Origin of the sequence: Nostoc sp. (assembly GCF_036917775.1) — a bacterium.
Classification (GTDB): Bacteria; Cyanobacteriota; Cyanobacteriia; order Cyanobacteriales; family Nostocaceae; genus Nostoc.
Genome location: NZ_JBALEQ010000013.1, coordinates 1 through 22,209, shown reverse-complemented (window position 1 = coordinate 22,209; position 22,209 = coordinate 1). Strand labels below are relative to the sequence as shown.

The following is a 22,209-nucleotide window of genomic DNA, read 5'->3' as shown; positions in this document are numbered from 1 at the left end:
CATGTATATTTGTCGTACTAGAGAGAGAACACAAACTTTTCGACTGCAAAGTTCTTCACTAGTTCCATCTTGCCCGTTTTCACATCTACTGTATACAAAATATTATTTTTTCTAGTACTGTCAGTAGCTAGCGCATACAGTTGGCCAGAAGCAGAGAAGCCCAAATCTTTAACGTCGTTGAAAAGAGGCTGTCCCTCAAAGGTCAGTCGGGTCAGCCTTTTAATTTTGACTTTGCCAGTAATTATAGCTTTCTCCTGCAAGTTCATCGAGATTAAAATGGGGATACCTTCTGAGCCGATTTCGGTTGCAAAAATATTTCCCTTGGCGTCTTGGCATAGGTTAGCGAATCTATGGTTGGGTGGTAGTGAAGGTAGAGACAGCTCATCTCCAGAAAGAATTTTGCCAGTTCTGAAATCGAGCGTTATCAGGGCAAAAGGCGGGACACCTTCATTTGCTACTATGCACAAAAGTTTATTATTGGGCAGGCTTAGTAAACTTTCAATAGTTTTATTGGAACTCTTAAAATCTAGTACTTTTTTCGCTCTGAATTGACGGTTATTAGGACTTCCAACAGAATAAATTAGATGGTTGAACTGACCATTTTTCGTGTTGGAGACTGTAGAAATTACAAGAGTCTTATCTTCAAGTACTATCGCTTTTGTAATCCGGTCATAATCAGCTAAAAAGAAAGCCCGAGGTTTTTTTGGTACAGGGGATAGATTCTCAACGGACAAAACTGGCAGATTAACTTTAGAAAGAACTTTTTGCTCTAGCAGATTAGCAGAGATAACTTTTCCTAGCGGTAGAGTGGCAGTGTTCAGTTCCACTGGCGAGGTTTGGTTTTCTCGATCTCGAATATTGGACGTACTAAGGATGTTTACTCCATAAAGAGACTCGTTGCTTGATATGCTCTTTTGAGCAAACGCCTTACTAGAGATATCAGCAACAACAGTGGAAGTCAAACTGGCAGCTACCAGCTTGCCAAATTGGCGACGTTGCAGTGGTGTCATTTTTGTAATCCTTGTGTGATGCTTTAAGGAACAATGAGGTTTGCATTGGGTGCTTGGGGTTTAGCTCCCATATCTGATAGAATGTTGACAGTTATTTGCTTGACGCGAATATCTTCTCGAGCTGGGCTGACCCCATCACTGTCTAATCCCCAGGCCCACTGAATAGTACCGGAAGCGAAAACTTTAGCCCCACTACTAGCTGTATAGCGGGTTGAATGTGATTTAGTAAAATCCTGGTTGGCAGGGAGGGCTTCTTCCCCAGGTGGTTCGTCAAAGTTTGGTAATACGCTAGCGGGCTGGACTGGTGACTGAGACAAGGTGACGAGACCAGAAGGACTAGAGCCATTATTCACGATAAAATCCCATTCATAGCCGACTAACAGAGCCAGCTGATCCCCATTCTGGAGTCCCGTGTTTGCATAGTAAGGATCGCTACTGTTACTGACAACAAAATTAAAACCACCGTATACATCGAGGTCACTACCGTACATGACTCCTAATAAGGAGTTTTCTGGCCGCTGGTTTTGGGCACTGCGGAATTTATTTGTGGCTGCTGATGACCCTTGCTGCTGGGCGACTGCATCCAATGACCAATCTTGTTTGTAGCATGCCATCACTCGGTTGGGCTTTACTTGCCCAGCAGCGAGGGTAGAATCTTCGAACCTCACTCGCCAGTAACAAGTATTGGCAGAGAAAAATCCCAAATTAATTCCTGTATTGCGAGCAGTTTCGACATGATCGCGCATTTCTTTAGACCAGTACTCATCGTGACCCACAGACAAGAATACTTTGTGATTGAGCAAGCTTTGTGCGTTTGTGTGAACCTGCATGTTTTCGGTGTAAGTAACATCGTAACCTTGAGATTCCAGCCAGCGCACCATATTGTATTCCCATCGCAGGGGTGTGTCGTTCTCATAGGATTGTTGATAAGTTGCCTGTGAAAATGGACGGTCATAGGAAACTTTATAGGCTCTCTGACCACCAACGCTGTTAAAGGTGTAGAGGCTGTGCCCACCTGTGGTGCTATAGGCTAGGACACAAGAAATAGCGCTCTGGAATAAAATATCAGCAGTGCTGCTGTCATCGCGGACGACAAACCATACGTGCGCTATTTTACTACTTGCCTGGTCAGTTAACTTGGCGATATAAATACCACTAGTCCAGTTACTGCCTACCTGCAAAACGTATGAGGTTGTCCAGTTACACTCAACTAGCTGGGTATCTGGATCTAGAGTACAGGCAGCTTGAGTTGTACCATTGAGCGGACCACTGCTTGCTATCAGCCTACCGCCCGTGCCACCATAGTAGCCCAAGCGGTACACATCGATGGTATATTGTCCAGATTGTGCAAGAGAAACCTTAATGTCCAAAGATCCCCCTTTATTGACACTGGTCGCCGAGGCATAGCCAGCGATTTCACCACTACCCCGGTTGTCAAGCTTCCAGTTAGTAGTGCCAGGATTTAGGTTTTCCAAATAGATGGGATTAGGGTTTGCCGGAGTCGCTGAAGCCGAGAAGGTTGCACTGCCGATACCTGCTACTGTCGCTGTAACTACTACTCCTCCAGGGGCAGTGGGTACTGATCCCAATGTCAAAATCGTACTTGCTTGACCGCTAGCATTAGTTATTGCAGTAGTGGGCGACACCGACCCACCGCCATTGCTAACAGTAAAGTTCACCGTTACCCCTGACTGAGGGTTATTTTGAGCGTTTACGACTTGTACGACTAGGGGGTTAGGCAGAGCTGCTCCAGTCGCACCAAACTGATTGTCTCCACTGATTTTAACTAAGTTACTACCGACTACAAAGGCAATGTCGCAATAGTAGTTACTATTCTGGTAAGAACTGGTTGGGAAAGAATTTGGACTCGTATTGTACACCCCATTGTTGCCGTCTGCTACTGTGCTAAGATCGCCGTTAATTATAGAATTAACCAGCTCATTATTAGTAGCTACGTAATAGGCGTTTATGTTGATAGAGACGACATAAGTCGTATTAGCTTGAATGTTTACTGGCGTTTCTAGAACCTGCTCCTGCCAACCAGAAGCTGTCTCATTAGAAAAAGTGACACTTGCCAAGAGCGTTCCCGTTGCATTCCATATCTTGCCAATGTGAGTTCCTGTTTCACTAGCGGCTTTCCAGAAGCGAATGGCAGAAACCTGTCCCCCTTTAGCGCTACGGAATTTCAGACCTAATTCATAGGAAGCGTTATCAGTGGCATTTGGAATACTTGGCACTTGAGTTGTAAGGATAACTTGGGTGTTTCCTGTGGGACTAGCAGTGGCTGAAAAGTTAACACTACCGATTCCGGCAGCCGTTGCGCTTACAGCATTTGTTATGGGTAGGGTTGAGCCAAGAACAGCTCCCAAAGTTAATGTGGTACTAGCCTGACCGCTAGCATTAGTTACTGCACTCGCTGGCGAGACTGAACCCCCTCCATTTGTAACGGCAAAGTTCACTGTTACCCCTGACTGAGGATTTCCAGCACCATCTTTAACCTGAACAAGTAAGGGATTGGGCAATGCAGCTCCGGCTGTGCCAGTCTGATTATCGCCGCTAGTCTTTGTAATTGTAGGCAAGGAAACAGCTACAAAGTCGATGTCACGAAAATAGTTAGTATTCCGGTAAGAACCGTTTGGGAAGGCTCCCGGAGTTCCATTAAACACTCCATTGCTACCATCTGCAACTGAGCTAAGATTTCCATTGACTATAGAGCTACCCAGTTCATCATAGGTAGCGACGTAATAGCTGTTTACGTTGATAGAGACCACATAAGTTGTATTAGCTTGAATGTTAAGTGGTGTCGTCAGAGCCTGACTTTGCCACCCAGAAGCCGTCTCGCTAGAAAAAGTGACGCTTGCCAAGAGCGTTCCCGTTGCATTCCATATTTTGCCAATATGTGTTCCTATTTCACTAGGGGCTTTCCAGAAGCGAATGGCGTTAATTTGTCCGCTCGTATTGCTGCGGAATTTCATCCCTAATTCGTAGGGAACGCTATCAGTGTAGTTTGAAATGCTTGGGACTTGACTAGTAAAAAGGTTAGCCATAGCTATTTCCTATGAAGTTTAATGATTACTGATGGTAAAAACGTTGCCCCAATACCTTCTCATACCAATTTGAAAAAAGAATGTCACAGATTGCTAGGGACATGGCAATGTTCTGTATGAAGAATCAATGTGTCGCAAAAATTATTCAAATTGGTATCAGTTTCTTGTGTGAAGTAGAATAAATTTCCACGGAAGGAATTTTTTTCTTTAAATCTGACAAGCCATTTTCAAAACTTTCACCACATAATCCTGTTCTTCTTGAGTCATTTGATGAAACAGGGGTAGCAGGATAGTGTGATCTTGTGCTTGCTCGCTCTCAGAAAGCCGATCGCACTTACTAACTTCACACTCACAAGCTTTTAGCTCTACTCCACATGACCAAGGTTCAGTTTGATAAGCACTTTCACGGTGAGCGCACATAATCCCGCGTCGGGTGGAAATTCCAGCATCTAGCATTCGCTGCATTATTTGTAGCTGGTCGTATTTCTCTGTAAGGCGTAGACAAAAACTCTGCCAGTTACTCTTTGCACAATTTGGTTCACTCGGTAACTTTAATCCCGGTATATCTGCTAGCTTTTCCTGATATTGCTGTGCCAAATAACGCCGCCGTTCTACAATTTCTGGAAGACGTTTGAGTTGCTCTCGCCCAACTGCTGCTTGAATATCAGTCATGCGGTAGTTGTAACCCAGTATCGGATATGACTCAAATACTACCTGTTTTGCACCGTGCCGTACAGTATCGGGAATGCTCATCCCATGTTGCCGCCATAGGCGAAACTGCTTGTCATATTCGGCATTATTTGTGGTGAGCATTCCACCGTCGCCAGTGCTAATTACTTTGCGAGGGTGAAAAGAAAAGCAGGCGATATCCCCATGTGGTTTGCCAATTTTTTCCCAGTTTCCATCCCAGAGAATTTCACTACCGATCGCACAAGCTGCATCTTCAATTACTGGTAAATTGTAACGGTGGGCAATATCCAAGATCGCTTTGAGGTCGCAAGGCATCCCGATTTGGTGGACGATCAGGATAGCGCGAGTCTGCTTGCTAATCACATCCTCAATTAACATCGGATTGATGTTGTATGTCTGTGGTTCAATATCCACAAACACTGGTATTGCACCGCAGTAGCGAATACTGTTGGCGGTGGCAATATAAGAATGGCTGACGGTAATCACTTCATCCCCAGGTTGCACACCTACAGCTAACAACGCTAGATGTAATGCTGTGGTGCAATTGGAGACAGCACAAGCATGGTTTGCTCCTACGTAAGCGGCAAACTCTTGCTCAAAGGCGGCGACTTCTGGCCCTTGTGTTACCCACCCAGACATAATCGCACGGCTAGCTGCTTTCGCCTCAGCTTCACCCATCCAAGGTTTAGCGATCGGGATAGATTGGATTTTCTCAGACATTGCTTGCTTCCTTTGCCAATTTCTGTTCGCGCCACCAACTCACTAGCCGACGCAATCCCTCTTCTAGGGATACCTGCGCCTCAAAACCCAGGAGTTGTTTAGCTTTACTCACATCTGCCAATCGCCGTGCCACGGGGTTGACTTTGCGTTCTGGCCCATATTCTGGCTGTAAATCTGAACCCATCACCTTAGCTAAACTATAAGCTAGGTCGTTCAGGCTGCTTTCGACATGACTGGCAATATTAAACACATCATCTGTAACATCGGCTTTGGCAGCCAAGATATTTGCTCTGGCAATGTCTTCGATATACACAAAATCCATTGTCTGTTTGCCATCACCGAAAATCAGTGGTGGCTGACCTGTTGCAATGCGCTCCATCCAGCGAATCAATACTTCCGTGTATACACCGTAAATATCCATGCGTGGACCATAGACGTTAAAATAGCGTAATGCTACATAGTCCAGCCCATACATATCATAGAAACTCCGTAACAAGCCCTCATTAAAGACCTTTGCCGCTCCGTAGATGGTGCGGTTATTGTAAGGGTGATGAGATTCATTTGTGGGAAACTCCTCCGCCATGCCGTATATCGAGGCTGACGAGGCAGCGACTACCTTTTTTACCCCAGCTTTCACTGCTGCTTCCAACACATTAAAAGTACCATCTGCCAACACTTCCAAAGCTAGACGTGGTTCTTCGGCACATTGGGTAATGCGGATTGCTGCTTGATGAAAGACTATATCCACACCTTGCATGACTTCACCCAAAAGTTTTTGATCGCGGATGTCGCCTTCTACGATTACTAAAGGGCCATGTTCTTTTGCCCAAGCCAGATTCTTCAGTTGTCCACGAGTGAAGTTATCTAGGACAATAATTTCCGAGACTCCTTCGTTTACAAGTAAATCGGCAATATGGGAGCCAACTAAACCTGCTCCACCTGTGATTAAAATTCGCTGATTTTGCATATTATTTACTCTCCAATAGTTCATATCCTTCCCGCCAGCGTAAAAACTTAGCTGGGACACCAGCAACGATCGCAAATGGTGGTACATCCTTAGTCACAACTGCTCCAGCACCAACAATGCTGCCTTTGCCAATTGTGACTCCAGGTAAGATCGCCGCATTCATGCCAATATCGGCTCCTGTTTCGACTTTTACCGATTTAATTTCTAAATCTGTTTGGATGATGGGAATATCAATTGGCAATCCCGTATGCGTTGAACCCAGTACTTTTGCACCTGGACCCCATCCCACATAATCTTCAATAATCAAATCACGGGCATCAAAATAGCTCTGTGGACCAATCCAAACATGGTTACCAATGATGCAAGTACCGTCGAACCTTCCCTGAATATAGCTTTGTGAACCAATAAACACTTGGTTTCCAATTTCAAAGGTTTCAAGATGTTTAAAGCCTACACCATTGCCAATCCGAATGTTATGTCCAAATCTCCGTGCTACCGCTCGCCAAATAGCTCGCCGCATTAGCCCATCAAAGTCGCCATCACCTGTAGCAAAGCGTGCGTATAATTCGATTAATGATTTTTGTTCATACTGAGTGTTTAAATATTCTGCTAGTTGAATTTCAAAGTCAGGGTCTAGCTTTTCTGTTTGTAAACCGTGGATAGCTCTGACTATCTTAGTCTTACCTGGATCGGACATTGAATTCCTCAGTTATGTTAAGCTAATTACTGCTTTAGCAACCTGAGTTTGTGACTCTGTGCTTAATTCTGCATACATAGGCAGGGATAACACCTGATTAGATGCTGCTTCTGAGTGCGGAAAGTCTCCCAGTTTATATCCTAAATCGGCATAAGCTGGTTGCAGATGCACAGGAATTGGGTAATGAATGCCTGTCTGAATTTCCTGCTCTTGCAGACTTTGTTGTAGGGCATCTCGCTGAGGCGATCGCACCGCGTAGACATGATAAACATGACGGCTGTAAGGCATCACAGCAGGTATACTGACACCAGATTCTGCCAAAAGTTGGTCATAGTACGCTGCATGTGTTCTTCTGGCTTCTGTCCATCCTTGGATGTAGCGTAACTTCACCCGTAAAATCGCTCCCTGGATGCCATCCATACGATAGTTGTAACCTTTCAGAACATGGTGATATCTGCGTTCTTGACCCCAGTCGCGCAGCATTCCCATAGTGTGGGCATATTCAGGATTATTGGTGACTGCCATACCTCCTTCACCATAAGCCCCTAAATTTTTCCCAGGATAAAAGCTAAAACAACCAATGTCACCGATACTACCTATCCGTAGCCCCTTGTACTCAGCCCCATGAGCTTGAGCGGCATCTTCTATAACAACCAAACCATGACGGCGCGCAATGTCTAAAATTGGCTCCATGTCTGCTGGTTGACCGTACAAATGTACGGGTAGAATCGCTTTGGTGCGCTCAGTTATCGCTTTTTCAATTTGGCTAACATCGATTGTATAGCAAACAGGATCGATATCTACGAAAACGGGTGTGGCTCCGGTGTAACAAATTGCTGCTGTGGTCGCAACGAAGGTGAAAGGTACAGTAATCACTTCGTCACCAGTACCGATGCCAGCTGCTAGTAATGCTAGATGCAGGGCGCTAGTACCTGTATTGACAGCAATGCCATAATCGGCATTGCAGTAATCTGCAAACTCTTGTTCTAAAGCTTTGACTTCATTCCCCAAGACAAATTGGGTACTTGCAAGTACTTTTAAGACGGCAGTATCAATTTCGTCTTTAATACTCAGGTATTGAGTTTTTAGGTCTACAAATGGAATCACGCTGCTACCTCTGCCATATTCAGTTCAATTAATCGGCCTTGCTGCTTGAGAGACTGGGTTGCAGCTTCGAGAATTCTGACTACTCGTAGTCCTGCTTCTCCATCAGTAATGGGGCGATCGCCTTTTTCAATACAATTAATGAAGTGCAATCCTTCTGTCTTCAATGCTTCTGTCATATCCAACTTGGGTGACCACATATCCCCTGTGCGATAACCAATCATCATTTGATACACGCTTTCAGAGTTGCCATTAACTGTAATACCCTTGTCGTAAATCTTGACTTTCTCACTTGGTTCTAAGTCATCGTAAACAATCATCCGTTGACTACCACCAATCAATGTGCGACGGATTTTTACTGGTGCTAACCAATTGACATTGATGTGAGCAATGAGATTTTTTCCAAAGAATAAGGTCAAGTAGGCGATATTTTCTGGTTCTCCAGGAACGTGGCTGATGCCTGTAGCCGAGACAGCATAAGGCTGAGATGGCAATAGATAGCTCATGATTGAAAGGTCATGGACTGCCAAATCCCAGATGACATTCACATCATGCTGAAAAAGTCCGAGGTTGACGCGGACAGAATCATAGTAGTAAATATCACCTAGTGAATTACTGGCGATCAAATCGTGCATTTTGCGGACAGCACCTGTGTAGACAAAGGTATGATCGACCATTAACACTAGGTTGCGTTTTTCTGCCTCTTCAATCAGCCGCATTGCTTGTTCGGAGGTAGTTGTCATGGGCTTCTCTACCAGCACATGTTTACCAGCCTGCAAGGCAGCTAAAGCTAATTCAAAGTGAGTTGAAACTGGTGTGGCGATCGCTACAGCATCAATCTGGGGATCTGTAAATATATCTTGACAATCTTTAGTAACTTGAATTGTCGGATATCGAGTCTGCACTTTTGCCAATAGTTTGGGGTTAAAATCGCTGACTGTTTTAACCTTAACTCCTGGGATCTCAACAAAATTTCTGACGAGATTTGGACCCCAATAACCATAACCAATTACACCGATATTAATAATGTTTCCCATTGCTTTTAAGTAATCAGAATTTATTTTTTATGTACTATCAACTATTGCCACTCACAGGTGGAAATAATTAATTGCTATATAAACAGATTGGGTACAAAACTTAAATAGCTCAAACAGCACAGCCGCAAGGATTTCACAAACTGCTAACTGACATTTGCGGATTTTGAGAGCGATCGCGCACATCCCCGATTACACGAGCGGGAACTCCAGCTACAATTGCATAATCGGGAACATCGTGAGTTACTACTGCTCCAGAACCGACGATCGCTTTTTCACCAATAGTTACCCCTGCCAAAATAGTAGCATTACTACCAATAGACGCCCGGTGCTTGACTAAAGTCTTAACTGTATACCAGTCATCTTCGGTTTTTAAACTACCATCTTCATTGGTTGCACGAGGATAAAGGTCATTAGTAAACATGACTCCATGACCAATAAATACTTCATCTTCTAAAACAACACCTTCACACAAAAAACTGTGAGATGAAATTTTACACCGACTTCCAATTATCACATCTTTTTGAATTTCTACAAATGTACCAATTTTGGTCTCATCACCAATAGCGCAACCATAAAGGTTGACGAGATCGGGATGAAAAATCTTCACGTTTATGCCTAACTTCACATCATCATTTACTGCCATTATTTAATCTGCCTTCAAATTAATACTTTTCCACAGTTTGCCAAATAGCATCTTCTAAATAAGTACATTCATCAGCTTGCCATTGATACTCAGGGCGCTCAAAATTGTGCATGGTCACTTCAAACTGGCAAATCTCCTTCAGATTTTCTAGCAGAGTCTCGCTACGACGGTTGGAGAACCATGTAGTTAAGGTGTATGAACCCATGTAGAGTCTAAATTTGGGAATTTCGCATCGAAGAATAAATGTTCCTGCCTCTCGATGAAACGGAGCATCGGACTCGAAAAACCAGAAGATACAAATAGGTTGCTGTAAAAAATTTACAATCTGAAAAGAAAAACGCAGACTTTCATGGGGTTCAGTTATATGAAGAGCAAACTCAAAGGTAATCGGTTTTCCCCAACAGTGAATTCCTTCTTCTTCAGAGGTGTGTGCCTTTACCCAAGCTAGATGATTGCCAGTTTTGTTGATAGGAGCTTGGTAATAACCTGGTAAGACAGAATCATCTTTTTGACCAGCTAGATATAATTGTATGGCTTTGCCACTATGACCATCAAACTGAACGCTACCTTTAGAAAGTAGTATGCAACGTTTAGTTAGTTGAGAAATAGCTTGCATACTATGACTGACGAATAAAACTGTTCGTCCTTCTTTAGTTGCAACATCACCCATTTTCCCCAAGCACTTTTTCTGAAATGCCGAATCGCCTACAGCCAGAACTTCATCAACAATTAAAATTTCTGGCTCTAAATGGGCTGCAACGGAAAAAGCAAGGCGGACATACATTCCGGAAGAATAACGTTTTACTGGGGTGTCTAAGAACTTTTCGATATCAGCAAAGGCTACTATTTCATCAAATTTCTTCTTAATTTCGACTCGACTCATCCCCAGAACGGAACCGTTGAGATAAATATTTTCCCGTCCCGTCAGTTCTGGATGAAATCCTGTTCCTACTTCTAATAAACTTGCTACCCGTCCTTTGATGGCGATACGTCCCTTGGTCGGTTCAGTAATCCGGCTCAGAATTTTTAGGAGGGTGGATTTACCAGCACCATTGCGTCCAATAACACCAATCGCTTCACCTTGTTGAATATCAAAGGAAATATCTTCTAATGCCCAAAATTCTTCCCGCGCTGGGTTGGGCTTTTTTTTGCCACTCGGTTTGATAAATGCCTTGGCAAAAGATGTAGCACCATCAGCAATTACATCCCGCAGTGCTTTGTAGCTAGTTCTTCCCTCTTGTTCGTGAGAGATAATATATTTTTTGCTTAAATTCTCTACACTGATCATATTCTCAGACATCTGCACAGATCCTTGCTAAATTACGTCAGCAAATGTCCGTTCCATTTTGCGGAAGTACCAAATGCCACTTACCACTAACAGAGCAACTAATCCTAAAGATAGTGTGAATCCAGTCCAGTAAAGTTTGGATTCTCCCCCTAGAATTGCCCAGCGAAAGCCATCAATCACCCCCACCATTGGGTTTAAATAGTAAAGCAAACGCCATTGCTCTGGCACAATACTGCTACTAAAACCAACGGGCGATACATATAGACCAAACTGCACAATAAACGGCACAATGTAGCGGAAGTCTCGATATTCCACATTCAAAGCTGCCAACCACAGCCCGACTCCTAGTGAAGCAGCAAAGGCAATGCTAATAAATAATGGTAAGGATAATATCCGCCAAGAGGGAACAAAATTATACCAAGCCATCAGCCCTAAGAGAATCATTGCAGAAACGAGAAAGTCCACAAAGCTGACAATCACTGAGCTAGCAGGGACAATCAAGCGCGGAAAGTAGACCTTAGAAATCAAGTTTGCATTACTAATTAGGCTGTTGCTACACTCACTTAGGGCATTAGAAAAAAATTGCCAGGGTAACAAGGCAGCAAATACCAATATTGGATACGGTGCCCCACCCTCTGAAGGTAATTTCGCCAAACTTCCGAAGATGACGCTGAACACGACCATTGTCAAAAATGGTCGAATGAGTGCCCAGAGCATACCAATTACTGTTTGTTTATAGCGTACTAGAATGTCACGCCAAGCGAGAAAATAAAATAGCTCTCGATAGCGCCACAGGTCTTTCCAATACTGTTCCTCACTACGTCCGGCTTCAATGATCAACTCCGGCTTTGAGGTAATTCCTTTACTATTCATAATATTGATTAAAGACCACTGCTTTTAAGCATTAACCATTAATTGACAAACTGAAAATCGTTGATGTTCTGATAGTTAAGCATCTTTGCCTGTCTGCGAGTAAATTCTCCAACCGAAGGGTTTCCCTCAGGATTTATCACTCCTGTTACCTGCTGCCAAAGCTCTCGAGGCGCTATGGAAACTTTATAGGTGCGTTCGTTCGACTTGCAGACGTGATACCACTTTGTTTCTTGGCAGCGATCGCACCAAAATGCTTCCAACCATTCTCCGTCGATGGTAACTGCGGTTTGGCTTGCCACCAGCATCAATGCACTGCGTCTACTCATACCCCGTTGCTGTAACTGGCCTGGTCGATCGGCAAATAATTGATATTTTTTACTTCTGCTTTCGAGGTAGGAGTCATGATCTGGACAATAAATCGCCCGTCGTTTTGAACGTTTCCGATTTCGGTCACACCTTCTCTGCAATTTGACCTCCCACTTGATTAAATAGTGAAATCCAGAAGGTTACATTGGAGGGACTGAGATCAAAAAGACCATCGAAGCCCAACTCCTAAAAAATAATGCAAAAATATTCAATTATAGTGATGACTTTTTTCGTATTTTCATTATTCATTAATTAATTTCATATTATTAAAAATGAAAAGATTTATTTTTCAAATAGTTATCCTCCTACCAAACTCAAAGCTTTTAATATTGTATTGTTATCATGATATTTATTTTTATACCATATAACCAAACATTTATGGATTAAGTTTAAGTTGCTTAAGGTTTATCAAAATCATAAAAATTCAATAAACCTAAAATATGCTTACTTTACATCACTTCGAGTCCTGGTAATTACCTCATCAAATACTACCTGCTGCAAAACATGCAAGTATTGTTGAGAGATAACTTTAGGTGTGAAGTGCGATTGCAAATACTGACGACCTGCTTTGCCCATTTGCTCTCTTAGTTGGGGATCTCGATTTAGAAAACGAATAAATTGCGCTAGACCTTGACTATCTCCATTGTCAAATGCCCCACCACAGTTGGCTTCAGTTATCAGTTGTCTGAGATATGAAGTTTGGGAGCAAATGACTGCTATTGGTCGCCCAGAGGCTAAAGCTGAATATAGTTTGCTAGGAACAACTAAACCCTCTGTAGTTGCATCTACACTTACTAGTGATAGATCGCAAGCTGTTAAGGAATAGGGTAGTACTTGCTTATCTTGATAAGGTAGAAATGTAAAATTGTTCAGCCCTAAGCAATCCACTTCCATAATTAATTGATCACGTTTGGCACCACCACCAATACAGACAAACTGAATTGGCTCATCTTGCAATTGCTTTGCAGCTTCCAACATGGTGTCAATATCATGGCAGCGACCCATATTGCCAGAATAGAGGACGGTAAATTTGTTAACTAGGTTATACTTCCAAGCAAACCAGTTTTCTTTCTTAGCAATCGGCACGATCGCTTCTGGGTTAGCCCAACTGTGAATTACAGAAATTTTATCAGCTACTTGGGGACAATGTGCCACTACCTGTTGTTTCATTGCTGGGCTAAGTACTATAATTCCCTTGGCGTTTAACCAAACATGTTTGTTAATCCCACGCCACAAGCGCACTAGCCAATTACGCTTTGGAATTACACCTAGTGCAATCGCAATATCAGGGTATAAGTCATATAGTATGCAGACATAGGGCAATCTAAATAAAATATAAGCCAGATATCCAATCACTGGCAAAAATGGGGGAGCTGTAGTTAATAACAGTATATTGTTACGACGCCAAGCTTTGAGGAGATAGAGCGTAGCACGTAAGGTATATAGGACGCCATTAACAGCTTTACCACGAATTCTTCCCGGCCAGAGTTGGGCAGTGCGCGATCGCTGAATTCGGATTTGGTCAGCCCATTCAACTGCTGGGGCTGTATCAGAACGAAATGCATATCCTGGCTGACTTGTAAAAATTTCAATATCCACTCCTTGCTGCCCTAACTGTTTCACTAATTCTTCAATCAACTGCCCTGTAGCGGCATAATCTGGAGGGAAAAATTGGGTTACTACAGATAATTTAATTGATTGTTGAGATTTTACATAGGGCTTGTTTTTCGCATCTAAAGGAGTATGAATGGATTTCAAAAAATTTTGATTAATCCATTGATTAAGTCTCATAGTCTATGGCCTCGTCTGAAATAGAAAAAACGGTTATGTAAAACCTGTATAAACTAGAAATAATCTAGCAAAAGCATCCAGACTATATTAATTGTAAAAATTTACAAGTCTGGCTTAATATTCACTAAAAAAGCTTGACTCAACAAACTACAATTTTCGGAAAATTAAGTGATTGATATAAAGTACTATCAAGACTAATTTTGTTTAGGCACGTTAGCCACAGCCTGGCAAACCCTAACTAAACTGAAAACCTTGTATTTTGTTTAGTCCACGCTCCAAAGTAGAGTCTAGTCGTCACCCTACAATAGCTTAAAATACCCCTGAATCTTGCACATTTAGGCAGGATATTATAACTCTATTAAGGATAACTAACAGAAACTCTTTCTAGTTTATATACACACTTCTCTAACAGATACGAGAACACAAAAATGATGAAAAAACTTCTAGCCGAGAACAAATTATTTTAGAGAGAAGGTAGTATTTTTATGTGTAAAGCAAGTCTTTGAAAGGTTGAGCTGGTACTTACTTAAAGTTCTAAAAAGAGATTCAATGGGTAGTGACATTCTCTATTATGTGAGTAAGATTGAGTCAACTGAGATATCTGGAGTTATAGTCACTATTCATAATTTGATTTTAGGATCTTTTGTTTTGAGCAGTCCTTAGTATTTATTTGAGTTTCTTTAGTTACATACAACTTTATAACTAAAGCTTTTGAGCTTTATTTATTTTTGATATGCAACACTGTGATTTTCACAATACCATGTTTCCATATCGAATCATTTACTTCATCAAAAATTCATATTTTTAAAGTATATCTAATCTAAAACTTTATAAAATAATCGTTTTATCGGCTATTGGGACTCCTATTTGATTTTTGAACAAGATTTTAGATATCATACACAGGAAACAGTAGCATAAAAGACATCTAAGCTCAAATGTATTAAAATACACTCAATATATGCACAAGTGTTGAATATTAAGAAAAATCCCATAAAAATAGCCCAAAATATGGTAATCTTGGGCGAGAATATGAGCGCGTCCTGCCAGCACAAATCAATCATGAAATCGGAAAAGAGAAGACGCAGCGATTGGAGCTAACCAACGGGATTTTCCGGCAACAAATCGGTCGATGGCATCGGAGACAAAATAAATTTGCGAAGATTTGGGAACAAACGAAAGTCACGGTAAGTTTAGTCGTCAGCTATTTTAACTGGATTTGGGAAAATAGTCGGTTAGGAAAGACAGAGGCTCAGAGAGCGGGATTAACTGATGAGAAATGGACTTGGAACAACTTGTCTATCTACGCTAGACTTCTTTGATGCACCACCTTATCGTAGTTGATCAATATTTACATAAGTTTGGTTTTTTTGTGCCAATCTATTTATAATATTTCTACCTGAATAAATATTATTCATGAACACTAAATAGCAACCTGCATTCAAGAAATAATACTAGGATTTAATCATAAGTTTATTAGATAAATATTATAGGATAGATTCTTATTTGTGCCCAACCTACCTCACTGAAATTTTTAAAACTCTTTCTACTTAATCCTGTCCAGTATATTACCAAATATTAAGCACATGATGGAGAATTCTTCTTCCAAATCCTCCAGTTCCAAGCATAGTAATAATTATGTATCTCCATTTCCTCAAAATCAACCTGTTCCCTGGCCTGAAGAACAAGAAGACAGCTGGAACTTTCAAGATTTTCTGAGTATCTTACGGCGAAGATCATTACTCATGATAAGTGTAGCGATTGCTGTGATGCCACTTATAATGATTTACTTGGTAGTAAACCGGAAGCCTCCAGAATTTGAAGGTAGTTTTCAACTGCTAGTAGAACCTGTAAATGATGACACCAAAGTTGTAGATATCGTCAAAGACTCTAACTCACAGAACTCTAGTTTAGATTATGAAAGCCAAATTCAAGTTCTTAAGAGCCCTGAATTGATCAGAAGTACTCTTAAAGAGTTGGAAGCCTCCTATCCAGAAATAAATTATTATTCTCTTATCCAGTCTTTGAAGATTATTCGGTTAGGGGAAACCAAGATTATAGAAGTTCGTTATCAAAGTAGCAATTCCAAGCAAACTCAAGTTGTACTAGAGCGTCTAGCAGAAAATTTCTTAGACTATAGTCAAGTAAGAAGGCAAACTAAGTTACGTCAAGGGGTTAAATTCATTGAAAAACAATTGCCATCTATACAAAATCGGGTTGATCAGATCCAAAAAGAATTGCAAGTTTTTCGACAAAAGTACAATTTTAGCAACCCTGAAGCCCAAGGAACACAAATTGCTTCACAAGCTGCTGACTTTTATGAAAATAAACAAACAATTGATCTACAGTTAGCCCAATCTCGTGCTAATCTTGCTATCCTGCAAGGAAAAAATGGAGCAACGACAACGCTGAATAGTGCTCCTTTATATCAACAGTTGATTACTCAAATCCGCCAATTTGATGTTCAGATTGCTACAGAATCAACTCGTTTGCAAGAACAAAATCCAACGCTGCAAACATTAAAAAAGAAACGAGCTAGTCTTTTACCTTTGTTACGTCAAGAGTCAGAGCGCTTATTGGGTGTAAAATTTGCTGAAGTAGCGACGCAAATTCAGACGTTAGAAGTACAAAGCCAAGAACTTGCCAAAATAGAACGTAGCCTTGCACAACGGCGCAACCAACTGCCAGTTTTAACTCGACAATACAATGACTTACAGCGCAAATTACAAATTGCTACTGAGAGTTTAAATCGCTTTTTACTAACCCGCGAAAATCTGCAAATTGAAATATCCCAAACAGAGCTTGGTTGGCAATTACTTCAAGCACCAACTACACCCGATGTTCCTATTTCTTCATTTAATAGCCAACGCAGCTTTGTCGTGGCACTATTTGCAAGCATCTTCTCAGGAATTGGGATTGTCTTACTTTTAGAAAAGTTAGATAATACCTACAATACTGTTGATGAGCTAAGAAAAAAGCTCAAACAGCCATTGTTAGGAAATATTCCTTTTGAAAAGCAAGTTCAAAGTAAGAAAAACCGCACTTTTAATCAAAAGATCCCCTTGGCAAATATAGATAATCCTTTTTCTCTGAGAATTCCTGGGTTAGCTGTTTTACCAGATCAAGAGTATGGCGACTGTTCTACTGGCTTTTTAGAAGCCCTACGGATACTTCATACCAATATCAAACTACTGAGTTCTGATCATCCAATTCGCTCCATAGTTATTAGTTCAGCTATGCCTGGTGATGGGAAGTCTACGATTGCTCTCCATCTAGCTCAAATAGCTACAACAATGGGGCAACGAGTCCTGCTTGTAGATGCTGATTTTCGTAAACCTACAATTCACGACCTATCAAATTTAAATAATCTATTCGGATTAAGTAATTTAATTTCTACAAACTTGTCAGTGGGAGAAGTAATACGAGAGCTACCTTCTATGAGCCAATTATCTGTAATTACCGCTGGTCCAATACCACCCGATCCTACAAAGTTGCTCTCATCTCAAAAAATGAAGCAACTAATGGCAGATTTACATAACAATTTTGACCTAGTAATTTATGATGTTCCTCCCTTGGTGGGATTAGCCGATACTAGCCTAATAGTACCCCACACTGACGGGCTTTTGATAGTAGCCAGGATTCATAAAACAAATTCCTCAATGCTAAAAGTCGCTTTAGATAACCTGAAAATTTCTCGGCTAAATATATTAGGCATAGTTTGTAACGGTCAAAAAACGTAAGGGGATGTCTGAAAATTAACATCTGGCTGAGACTATTATGTATTAACCATTACATCTAACCTTGCAAGTGTTGGTGTGGGTTCGCAGATAAGATGAAATTTGAACAACAAATTTATAAGGGTTTGGGCCAGTGCAATTCTCACAGAAAGTGAAATAGACTGTGAAGCAAGGCTTTGAGCTACCTAGCCACCTGAGTTCGATATAACAGAAACGCTTAAAAATGAGTCTTAGCCAATGTTCTATCAATTAGTGATTCTTATTGACAATTAATAGTCAAAATAAGCTAATCCAAAAACTGCTATTTTGGAAAATTTAAGTTGAATAATTTACTTCAATAAGAAGAGTAATTAAACTAACAAAGCAGGTAAATTTTCGGCTTCATTATTATCTAGCTTTAAAGAGGGTTTTTTTCTTGAAAAGTATAAGCAATTAAACCTGCAAGTAGATTAACCATAAAATTCTTAACACTTCTATGGCGAGAATGAACAATTTGAGAAATATTTTTTAATTGGTCATTAACAGTTTCAATTAATGACCTTTTACGTAACATCAGTTTTTCCCATAACTCAACCAACTTATTATTCATGTTTTTCTTAAAGGGAGTAATTAGCTTGATATTCTTTGACCAAAGTTCTGACCATAGTTTTTTAGAAATATACCCTTTGTCTCCAAAAATATTACCCCATAAATTTTGAGTTAATATCGGAACTGGTACTCGGTCATCTGTATTTCCAGGAGTTATTTGAAAAGCTAATAACTCTCCTTGCTCATTAATAATTAAATGAAGCGATTTAACCCAAAATACCAAGCGACAGAACTCTTTCCCCAACCTGATAAGCCTCTAAAGACCTTATTTCTTTTCGCTCTCTTTGGATGACAAATTGGAATAGATGTGCTGTCAATGAAACTGATACCAGTAATCTTTCCTTTGCGAGAATTTAAGTATAAGATTAAAGGTATTATAGCCTGATGCATTAATTCAACAAATCTGTTATAACTTACCAAGCATGGAAATTGTTTTTGATAATGCTTCAGCAGATTATCTTGATAATAACTTTTGAAGTTTCGATAATTAGAATGATGAAAATAAATTATTATTGTCATGACTTCACTTAAAGAGAGTTGACTTTTTCTTTCTCTTTTTTGCTTTTGAGAGGCAATAACTTTAGACTTAAAATCCTCTTCAAAAATTACACAAAAATCATCTATTTCACAAAACAACTTTTCTAATTCCATTATCTATTCCTCTCTCTAAAATAATTATCTGAAATAATTACTTTATTCTCAGAGCTTTGGGACGATATTGATGGTTACTGGTAATATTACTTAGGATTTTGTTAAAAAATTTATTTATTGAAGTTATTAACTAGCAATTTTTTATCAATAGCTTAAAATTATTGACAATCACTCAAGCCCAAAAAAAACCTCTAACTCTTATGAGCAGCTATTTATAGCTTATTTTCTCACATCGAACTCAGGTGATTTGGGGCTGAAGAATATTTTGCCGAAGTACCTACCTTCGATGGCGGGCGTTTTCCAGCTTCAGCTGCGGCATTAGAAAATTCCGAAGTTGTTTTTATCCCTAGAACAGCATTTTTGTTAGTTTTGCAGCAACACCCAACCCTTGCATTGGCGATGCTGGGAACCTTTGCTCGACACTTGCGAAAATTAACGCATTTAGTTGATACGCTATCGTTTAAAGAAGTCCCTGAAAGGTTGGCGCACTACCTATTAAATTTAAGCGATCGCCGAGGCAAAGCTGATGTCTTCGAGTTAGATTTACCCAAAGGACAACTCGCCGCACTTTTAGGTACAATTCCCGAAACTCTGTCGCGTACCTTTTATAAACTCAGTCAAGAAGGAATAATTGAGATCAACGGTACAACAAGTGACATACTCCACACACTCCCCTTCGGGTGAGTGTGGGCTTCTCAACGACTCCTCTATGAGGACATTGATTGAGCTTTGAGGGCGTGTGTCCCACGCGCCTTTATGTTTATAGAAGCATTCAGATCCCTGCACAAACTGATCTTACAGCTAGGACATCTGTGCATTCTTTCTGACAGTGGTTTTATTACCTTAGTGCCGCAACTAGAGCATTCTTGACTAGTGCCGTTAGGATTTATAGCAATCACTTTCAGTCCAGCGTTCTCGGCTTTGACTGTCAGTATCGAAATAAATTGTCCCCAACCAGCGTCGTTTACACTTTTAGCAAGTCGTGACTTAGCCAGTCCTTTAATATTTAGTTTTTCTACTGCAATAACATCATACTTTTTGAGTAGTTTATTAGCAGTTTTGAAATGAAAATCTTTTCGAGTATCAGCTACTTTTTTGTGCTGTTTGCCCAACTTCTGAATAGCTTTTTTACGACGATTAGAACCCTTTCTGCGTCTTGATACTCTGCGCTGTGCCGACTTTAATTTACGTTCAGCTTTACGCAAAAACTTTGGTGCTGCTATCCTATCGTCATCTGAGGTAACAATAAAATCTATTAGTCCGACATCAATTCCAATAATATTGTTAGCGTTAAAATCAGGTTTAATTGTCGGTACAGTTTTATCTTCTAAGCTCAGAGTTACATAATAGCCATCAGCTTTTTTGGTAACAGAAACAGTCTTAATATCAAAACTCTTTGGCACTTGACGGTGAATAATTACCTTGACTGTACCAATCTTTGACAATGTTATTTTATCGTTTTGAAAATGCTCCTTTTTGAATTGTGGGTAGGTAAAAGTCTTGTATTGCCCTTTACCCTTGAATCTAGGCTTACCGCTATGTTTGCCAGTAGCGTAGCCTTTTAGCCAACGGTCAAAAGCTATCTCAACTTTTTTAGGGACTTCCTGTAAAACTTGAGAATGAATGCTTTTGTACCAAGGACGGTCTTTTTTTAGCTGGGTTAGCGTTGCTTGCTGACTAAACCTATTAGGTTGACCTTTTAGCTCTGGGAGATGACAAACAATTAGAGAACATCTATCTATAGAGCAACGGTTTTGCTCATACCAGTCAAACCTTTGAGCAAGCTGATAATTATATTGGTAACGCAGCATATCTAATGTGCTATCAATTTTTTCAGCTTGTTCTTTTGTTGGCTTTAATCTGTACTGGTATGATGTTTTCACTTGTTCGACTAAATAAGTGTTAATTTTTTAGTATACACTGATTTAGACATAACATGAAAAATGATTTTGTTTCCAAAGGAAGGTCTGTTAGTGATCTGAAGGTACATTTAGTGTTGGTTACTAAATATCGGCGTAAAGCCTTCACTTCAGTTATGCTGGATAGGCTAAATGCTGTAATGCAAGAATTACTAGAAAAGTGGGATTGTAAGCTGGTAGAGTTTAATGGTGAAGAGGATCACGTACATCTACTCTTTCAGTACCACCCAGATGTTGAATTGAGCAAATTAGTAAATAATTTGAAGTCTGTATCATCTAGAAAACTCCGGCAAGAGTTTGCAGAACATCTAGAAAGTTTTTACTGGAAAGACGTATTTTGGAGTGGTTCTTATCAAGAAAGGCAGAGGGCAGAAGGCAGGAGGCAGAAGGAATACTGTTTTCTGCACTCTGCCACGACCGGAGGGAGTAAGGGTTTAAGACCCCCACTGAAACGAAGTTCAGTGGCCCCAATTAAGGAGGGGTCTGAATCCCCTTCTTAATTGTCCCTTCTGCCCTCTGCCTCCTGCCTTCTGCCTTCTTCAATTTGTTGCTAGTTGTGGTGGTGTTACAGTCTCTACACTCAGAAAATACATTGAAGCACAAGAATCACCCACAGAATCAACGTAAGAATTTGCTCGTTTCCTCCATGTCCAAATCCATTGATTTCGCTTACGCTCAATATTGGTCAGAGGACAGTCGTCAACTCACGCGCACTCATCCCACGCTCCTAAGAGTGAGACGTGGGACTTCTGCTGAAATTAGTTAAATTGTGCGATCGCGAACGTTTATGCAATTTAGAAAAAAAAAGATAAAGGTTGCCCGGATTTTTCTAGTTTTAATTTAACGGTTTGACTCATTTGAGCGGCGCGTTCACGAAGTGTGCCGAAGGTATCGCTCAGAGTGCGAAGGGCGTAATCCGAAAACCAATGAGCCAATGAGAATTCCAGCAACCATTGTGCCTGCATTCTCTGCTGGAAAACAGTCTGATACTACACCCGGATTTCTCACAAACTCAGAAAAAACCGGAGCTTAAAACTGATAAAATGTATACATAGTAAGTATTTCAGCAGTTTGAACCGATGAA

15 protein-coding genes and 6 pseudogenes are annotated in these 22,209 nt (G+C 40.7%); 7 read left to right on the top strand and 14 right to left on the bottom strand.

Annotated features, from left to right (window positions below; all coding sequences use genetic code 11):
• Positions 1-17: 17 nt before the first annotated feature.
• From V7K69_RS01400 to V7K69_RS01345, 12 genes are all read right to left on the bottom strand, one after another.
• Positions 18-1,010 (bottom strand): hypothetical protein, encoded by a 993-nt coding sequence (locus tag V7K69_RS01400; RefSeq protein WP_335030741.1) that lies wholly within the window; start codon positions 1,008-1,010, stop codon positions 18-20.
• A gap of 23 nt (positions 1,011-1,033) precedes the next feature.
• Positions 1,034-4,057, bottom strand: a complete 3,024-nt coding sequence (locus V7K69_RS01395) for a N,N-dimethylformamidase beta subunit family domain-containing protein (RefSeq protein ID WP_335030740.1) — start codon at positions 4,055-4,057, stop codon at positions 1,034-1,036.
• A 207-nt stretch (positions 4,058-4,264) separates the two neighbouring features.
• A complete protein-coding gene (locus tag V7K69_RS01390) occupies positions 4,265-5,467 on the bottom strand; it encodes a DegT/DnrJ/EryC1/StrS family aminotransferase (protein WP_335030739.1) in 1,203 nt (400 codons plus the stop codon).
• Positions 5,460-6,434 (bottom strand): NAD-dependent epimerase/dehydratase family protein, encoded by a 975-nt coding sequence (locus V7K69_RS01385; RefSeq protein ID WP_335030738.1) that lies wholly within the window; start codon positions 6,432-6,434, stop codon positions 5,460-5,462. The genes V7K69_RS01390 and V7K69_RS01385 overlap by 8 nt, the downstream gene beginning before the upstream one ends.
• Position 6,435: 1 nt before the next feature.
• Positions 6,436-7,131, bottom strand: a complete 696-nt coding sequence (locus V7K69_RS01380) for an acyltransferase (protein ID WP_335030737.1) — start codon at positions 7,129-7,131, stop codon at positions 6,436-6,438.
• Positions 7,132-7,143: 12 nt separating this feature from the next.
• On the bottom strand, positions 7,144-8,238 hold the full coding sequence (locus tag V7K69_RS01375) for a DegT/DnrJ/EryC1/StrS family aminotransferase (protein WP_335030736.1): 1,095 nt from the start codon (positions 8,236-8,238) through the stop codon (positions 7,144-7,146).
• Entirely contained in the window at positions 8,235-9,272 is a 1,038-nt protein-coding gene (locus V7K69_RS01370; protein WP_335030735.1) for a Gfo/Idh/MocA family protein, read from the bottom strand. The genes V7K69_RS01375 and V7K69_RS01370 overlap by 4 nt, the downstream gene beginning before the upstream one ends.
• 133 nt (positions 9,273-9,405) lie before the next feature.
• Positions 9,406-9,915: an acyltransferase gene (locus V7K69_RS01365; RefSeq protein WP_335030734.1), complete on the bottom strand. Its 510-nt coding sequence runs from the start codon at positions 9,913-9,915 to the stop codon at positions 9,406-9,408.
• A gap of 19 nt (positions 9,916-9,934) precedes the next feature.
• Entirely contained in the window at positions 9,935-11,215 is a 1,281-nt protein-coding gene (locus tag V7K69_RS01360; protein ID WP_335030733.1) for an ABC transporter ATP-binding protein, read from the bottom strand.
• A gap of 15 nt (positions 11,216-11,230) precedes the next feature.
• The gene (locus V7K69_RS01355; protein ID WP_335030732.1) at positions 11,231-12,076 is read right to left on the bottom strand and encodes an ABC transporter permease; all 846 of its coding nucleotides are present in this window, start codon (positions 12,074-12,076) and stop codon (positions 11,231-11,233) included.
• Between the two features lie 38 nt (positions 12,077-12,114).
• The gene (locus V7K69_RS01350) at positions 12,115-12,543 is read right to left on the bottom strand and encodes a hypothetical protein (protein WP_335030731.1); all 429 of its coding nucleotides are present in this window, start codon (positions 12,541-12,543) and stop codon (positions 12,115-12,117) included.
• Between the two features lie 343 nt (positions 12,544-12,886).
• Positions 12,887-14,233, bottom strand: a complete 1,347-nt coding sequence (locus V7K69_RS01345; protein ID WP_335030730.1) for a glycosyltransferase family 4 protein — start codon at positions 14,231-14,233, stop codon at positions 12,887-12,889.
• A gap of 1,028 nt (positions 14,234-15,261) precedes the next feature.
• On the opposite strand from V7K69_RS01345, the pseudogene V7K69_RS01340 reads away from it, so the two are divergent.
• Both V7K69_RS01340 and V7K69_RS01335 read left to right on the top strand, forming a co-directional pair.
• A pseudogene (locus V7K69_RS01340) lies at positions 15,262-15,552 on the top strand (IS1 family transposase); the annotation flags it as partial.
• Positions 15,553-15,819: 267 nt separating this feature from the next.
• A complete protein-coding gene (locus V7K69_RS01335; RefSeq protein WP_335030763.1) occupies positions 15,820-17,970 on the top strand; it encodes a GumC family protein in 2,151 nt (716 codons plus the stop codon).
• A 394-nt stretch (positions 17,971-18,364) separates the two neighbouring features.
• On the opposite strand, the pseudogene V7K69_RS01330 reads toward V7K69_RS01335, so the two are convergent.
• Positions 18,365-19,206, bottom strand: a pseudogene (locus V7K69_RS01330) (IS982 family transposase).
• A 261-nt stretch (positions 19,207-19,467) separates the two neighbouring features.
• On the opposite strand from V7K69_RS01330, the pseudogene V7K69_RS01325 reads away from it, so the two are divergent.
• Positions 19,468-19,575 (top strand): annotated as a pseudogene (locus tag V7K69_RS01325) (Crp/Fnr family transcriptional regulator); the annotation flags it as partial.
• 30 nt (positions 19,576-19,605) lie between these two features.
• Complete coding sequence (locus V7K69_RS01320; RefSeq protein ID WP_335030762.1) at positions 19,606-19,890, top strand: Crp/Fnr family transcriptional regulator; 285 nt, start codon at positions 19,606-19,608, stop codon at positions 19,888-19,890.
• A gap of 23 nt (positions 19,891-19,913) precedes the next feature.
• Here V7K69_RS01320 and V7K69_RS01315 read toward each other — a convergent pair whose 3' ends face one another.
• Positions 19,914-21,089 (bottom strand): RNA-guided endonuclease InsQ/TnpB family protein, encoded by a 1,176-nt coding sequence (locus V7K69_RS01315; RefSeq protein ID WP_335030729.1) that lies wholly within the window; start codon positions 21,087-21,089, stop codon positions 19,914-19,916.
• Positions 21,090-21,142: 53 nt separating this feature from the next.
• Here V7K69_RS01315 and tnpA point away from each other — a divergent pair.
• The 3 pseudogenes from tnpA to V7K69_RS01305 form a co-directional block, all read left to right on the top strand.
• Positions 21,143-21,478: pseudogene (gene tnpA, locus V7K69_RS01310) on the top strand (IS200/IS605 family transposase); the annotation flags it as partial.
• Positions 21,479-21,668: 190 nt separating this feature from the next.
• A pseudogene (locus V7K69_RS32855) lies at positions 21,669-21,752 on the top strand (IS200/IS605 family transposase); the annotation flags it as partial.
• A 220-nt stretch (positions 21,753-21,972) separates the two neighbouring features.
• A pseudogene (locus tag V7K69_RS01305) lies at positions 21,973-22,158 on the top strand (HU family DNA-binding protein); the annotation flags it as partial.
• Between the last annotated feature and the right edge of the window lie 51 nt (positions 22,159-22,209).

Coding starts and splice junctions, on each gene's coding strand:
- V7K69_RS01400 (WP_335030741.1), bottom strand. CDS start 1,010: ATGACACCACTGCAACGTCGCCAATTTGGCAAGCTGGTAGCTGCCAGT.
- V7K69_RS01395 (WP_335030740.1), bottom strand. CDS start 4,057: ATGGCTAACCTTTTTACTAGTCAAGTCCCAAGCATTTCAAACTACACT.
- V7K69_RS01390 (WP_335030739.1), bottom strand. CDS start 5,467: ATGTCTGAGAAAATCCAATCTATCCCGATCGCTAAACCTTGGATGGGT.
- V7K69_RS01385 (WP_335030738.1), bottom strand. CDS start 6,434: ATGCAAAATCAGCGAATTTTAATCACAGGTGGAGCAGGTTTAGTTGGC.
- V7K69_RS01380 (WP_335030737.1), bottom strand. CDS start 7,131: ATGTCCGATCCAGGTAAGACTAAGATAGTCAGAGCTATCCACGGTTTA.
- V7K69_RS01370 (WP_335030735.1), bottom strand. CDS start 9,272: ATGGGAAACATTATTAATATCGGTGTAATTGGTTATGGTTATTGGGGT.
- V7K69_RS01365 (WP_335030734.1), bottom strand. CDS start 9,915: ATGGCAGTAAATGATGATGTGAAGTTAGGCATAAACGTGAAGATTTTT.
- V7K69_RS01360 (WP_335030733.1), bottom strand. CDS start 11,215: ATGTCTGAGAATATGATCAGTGTAGAGAATTTAAGCAAAAAATATATT.
- V7K69_RS01355 (WP_335030732.1), bottom strand. CDS start 12,076: ATGAATAGTAAAGGAATTACCTCAAAGCCGGAGTTGATCATTGAAGCC.
- V7K69_RS01345 (WP_335030730.1), bottom strand. CDS start 14,233: ATGAGACTTAATCAATGGATTAATCAAAATTTTTTGAAATCCATTCAT.
- V7K69_RS01335 (WP_335030763.1), top strand. CDS start 15,820: ATGGAGAATTCTTCTTCCAAATCCTCCAGTTCCAAGCATAGTAATAAT.
- V7K69_RS01320 (WP_335030762.1), top strand. CDS start 19,606: ATGCTGGGAACCTTTGCTCGACACTTGCGAAAATTAACGCATTTAGTT.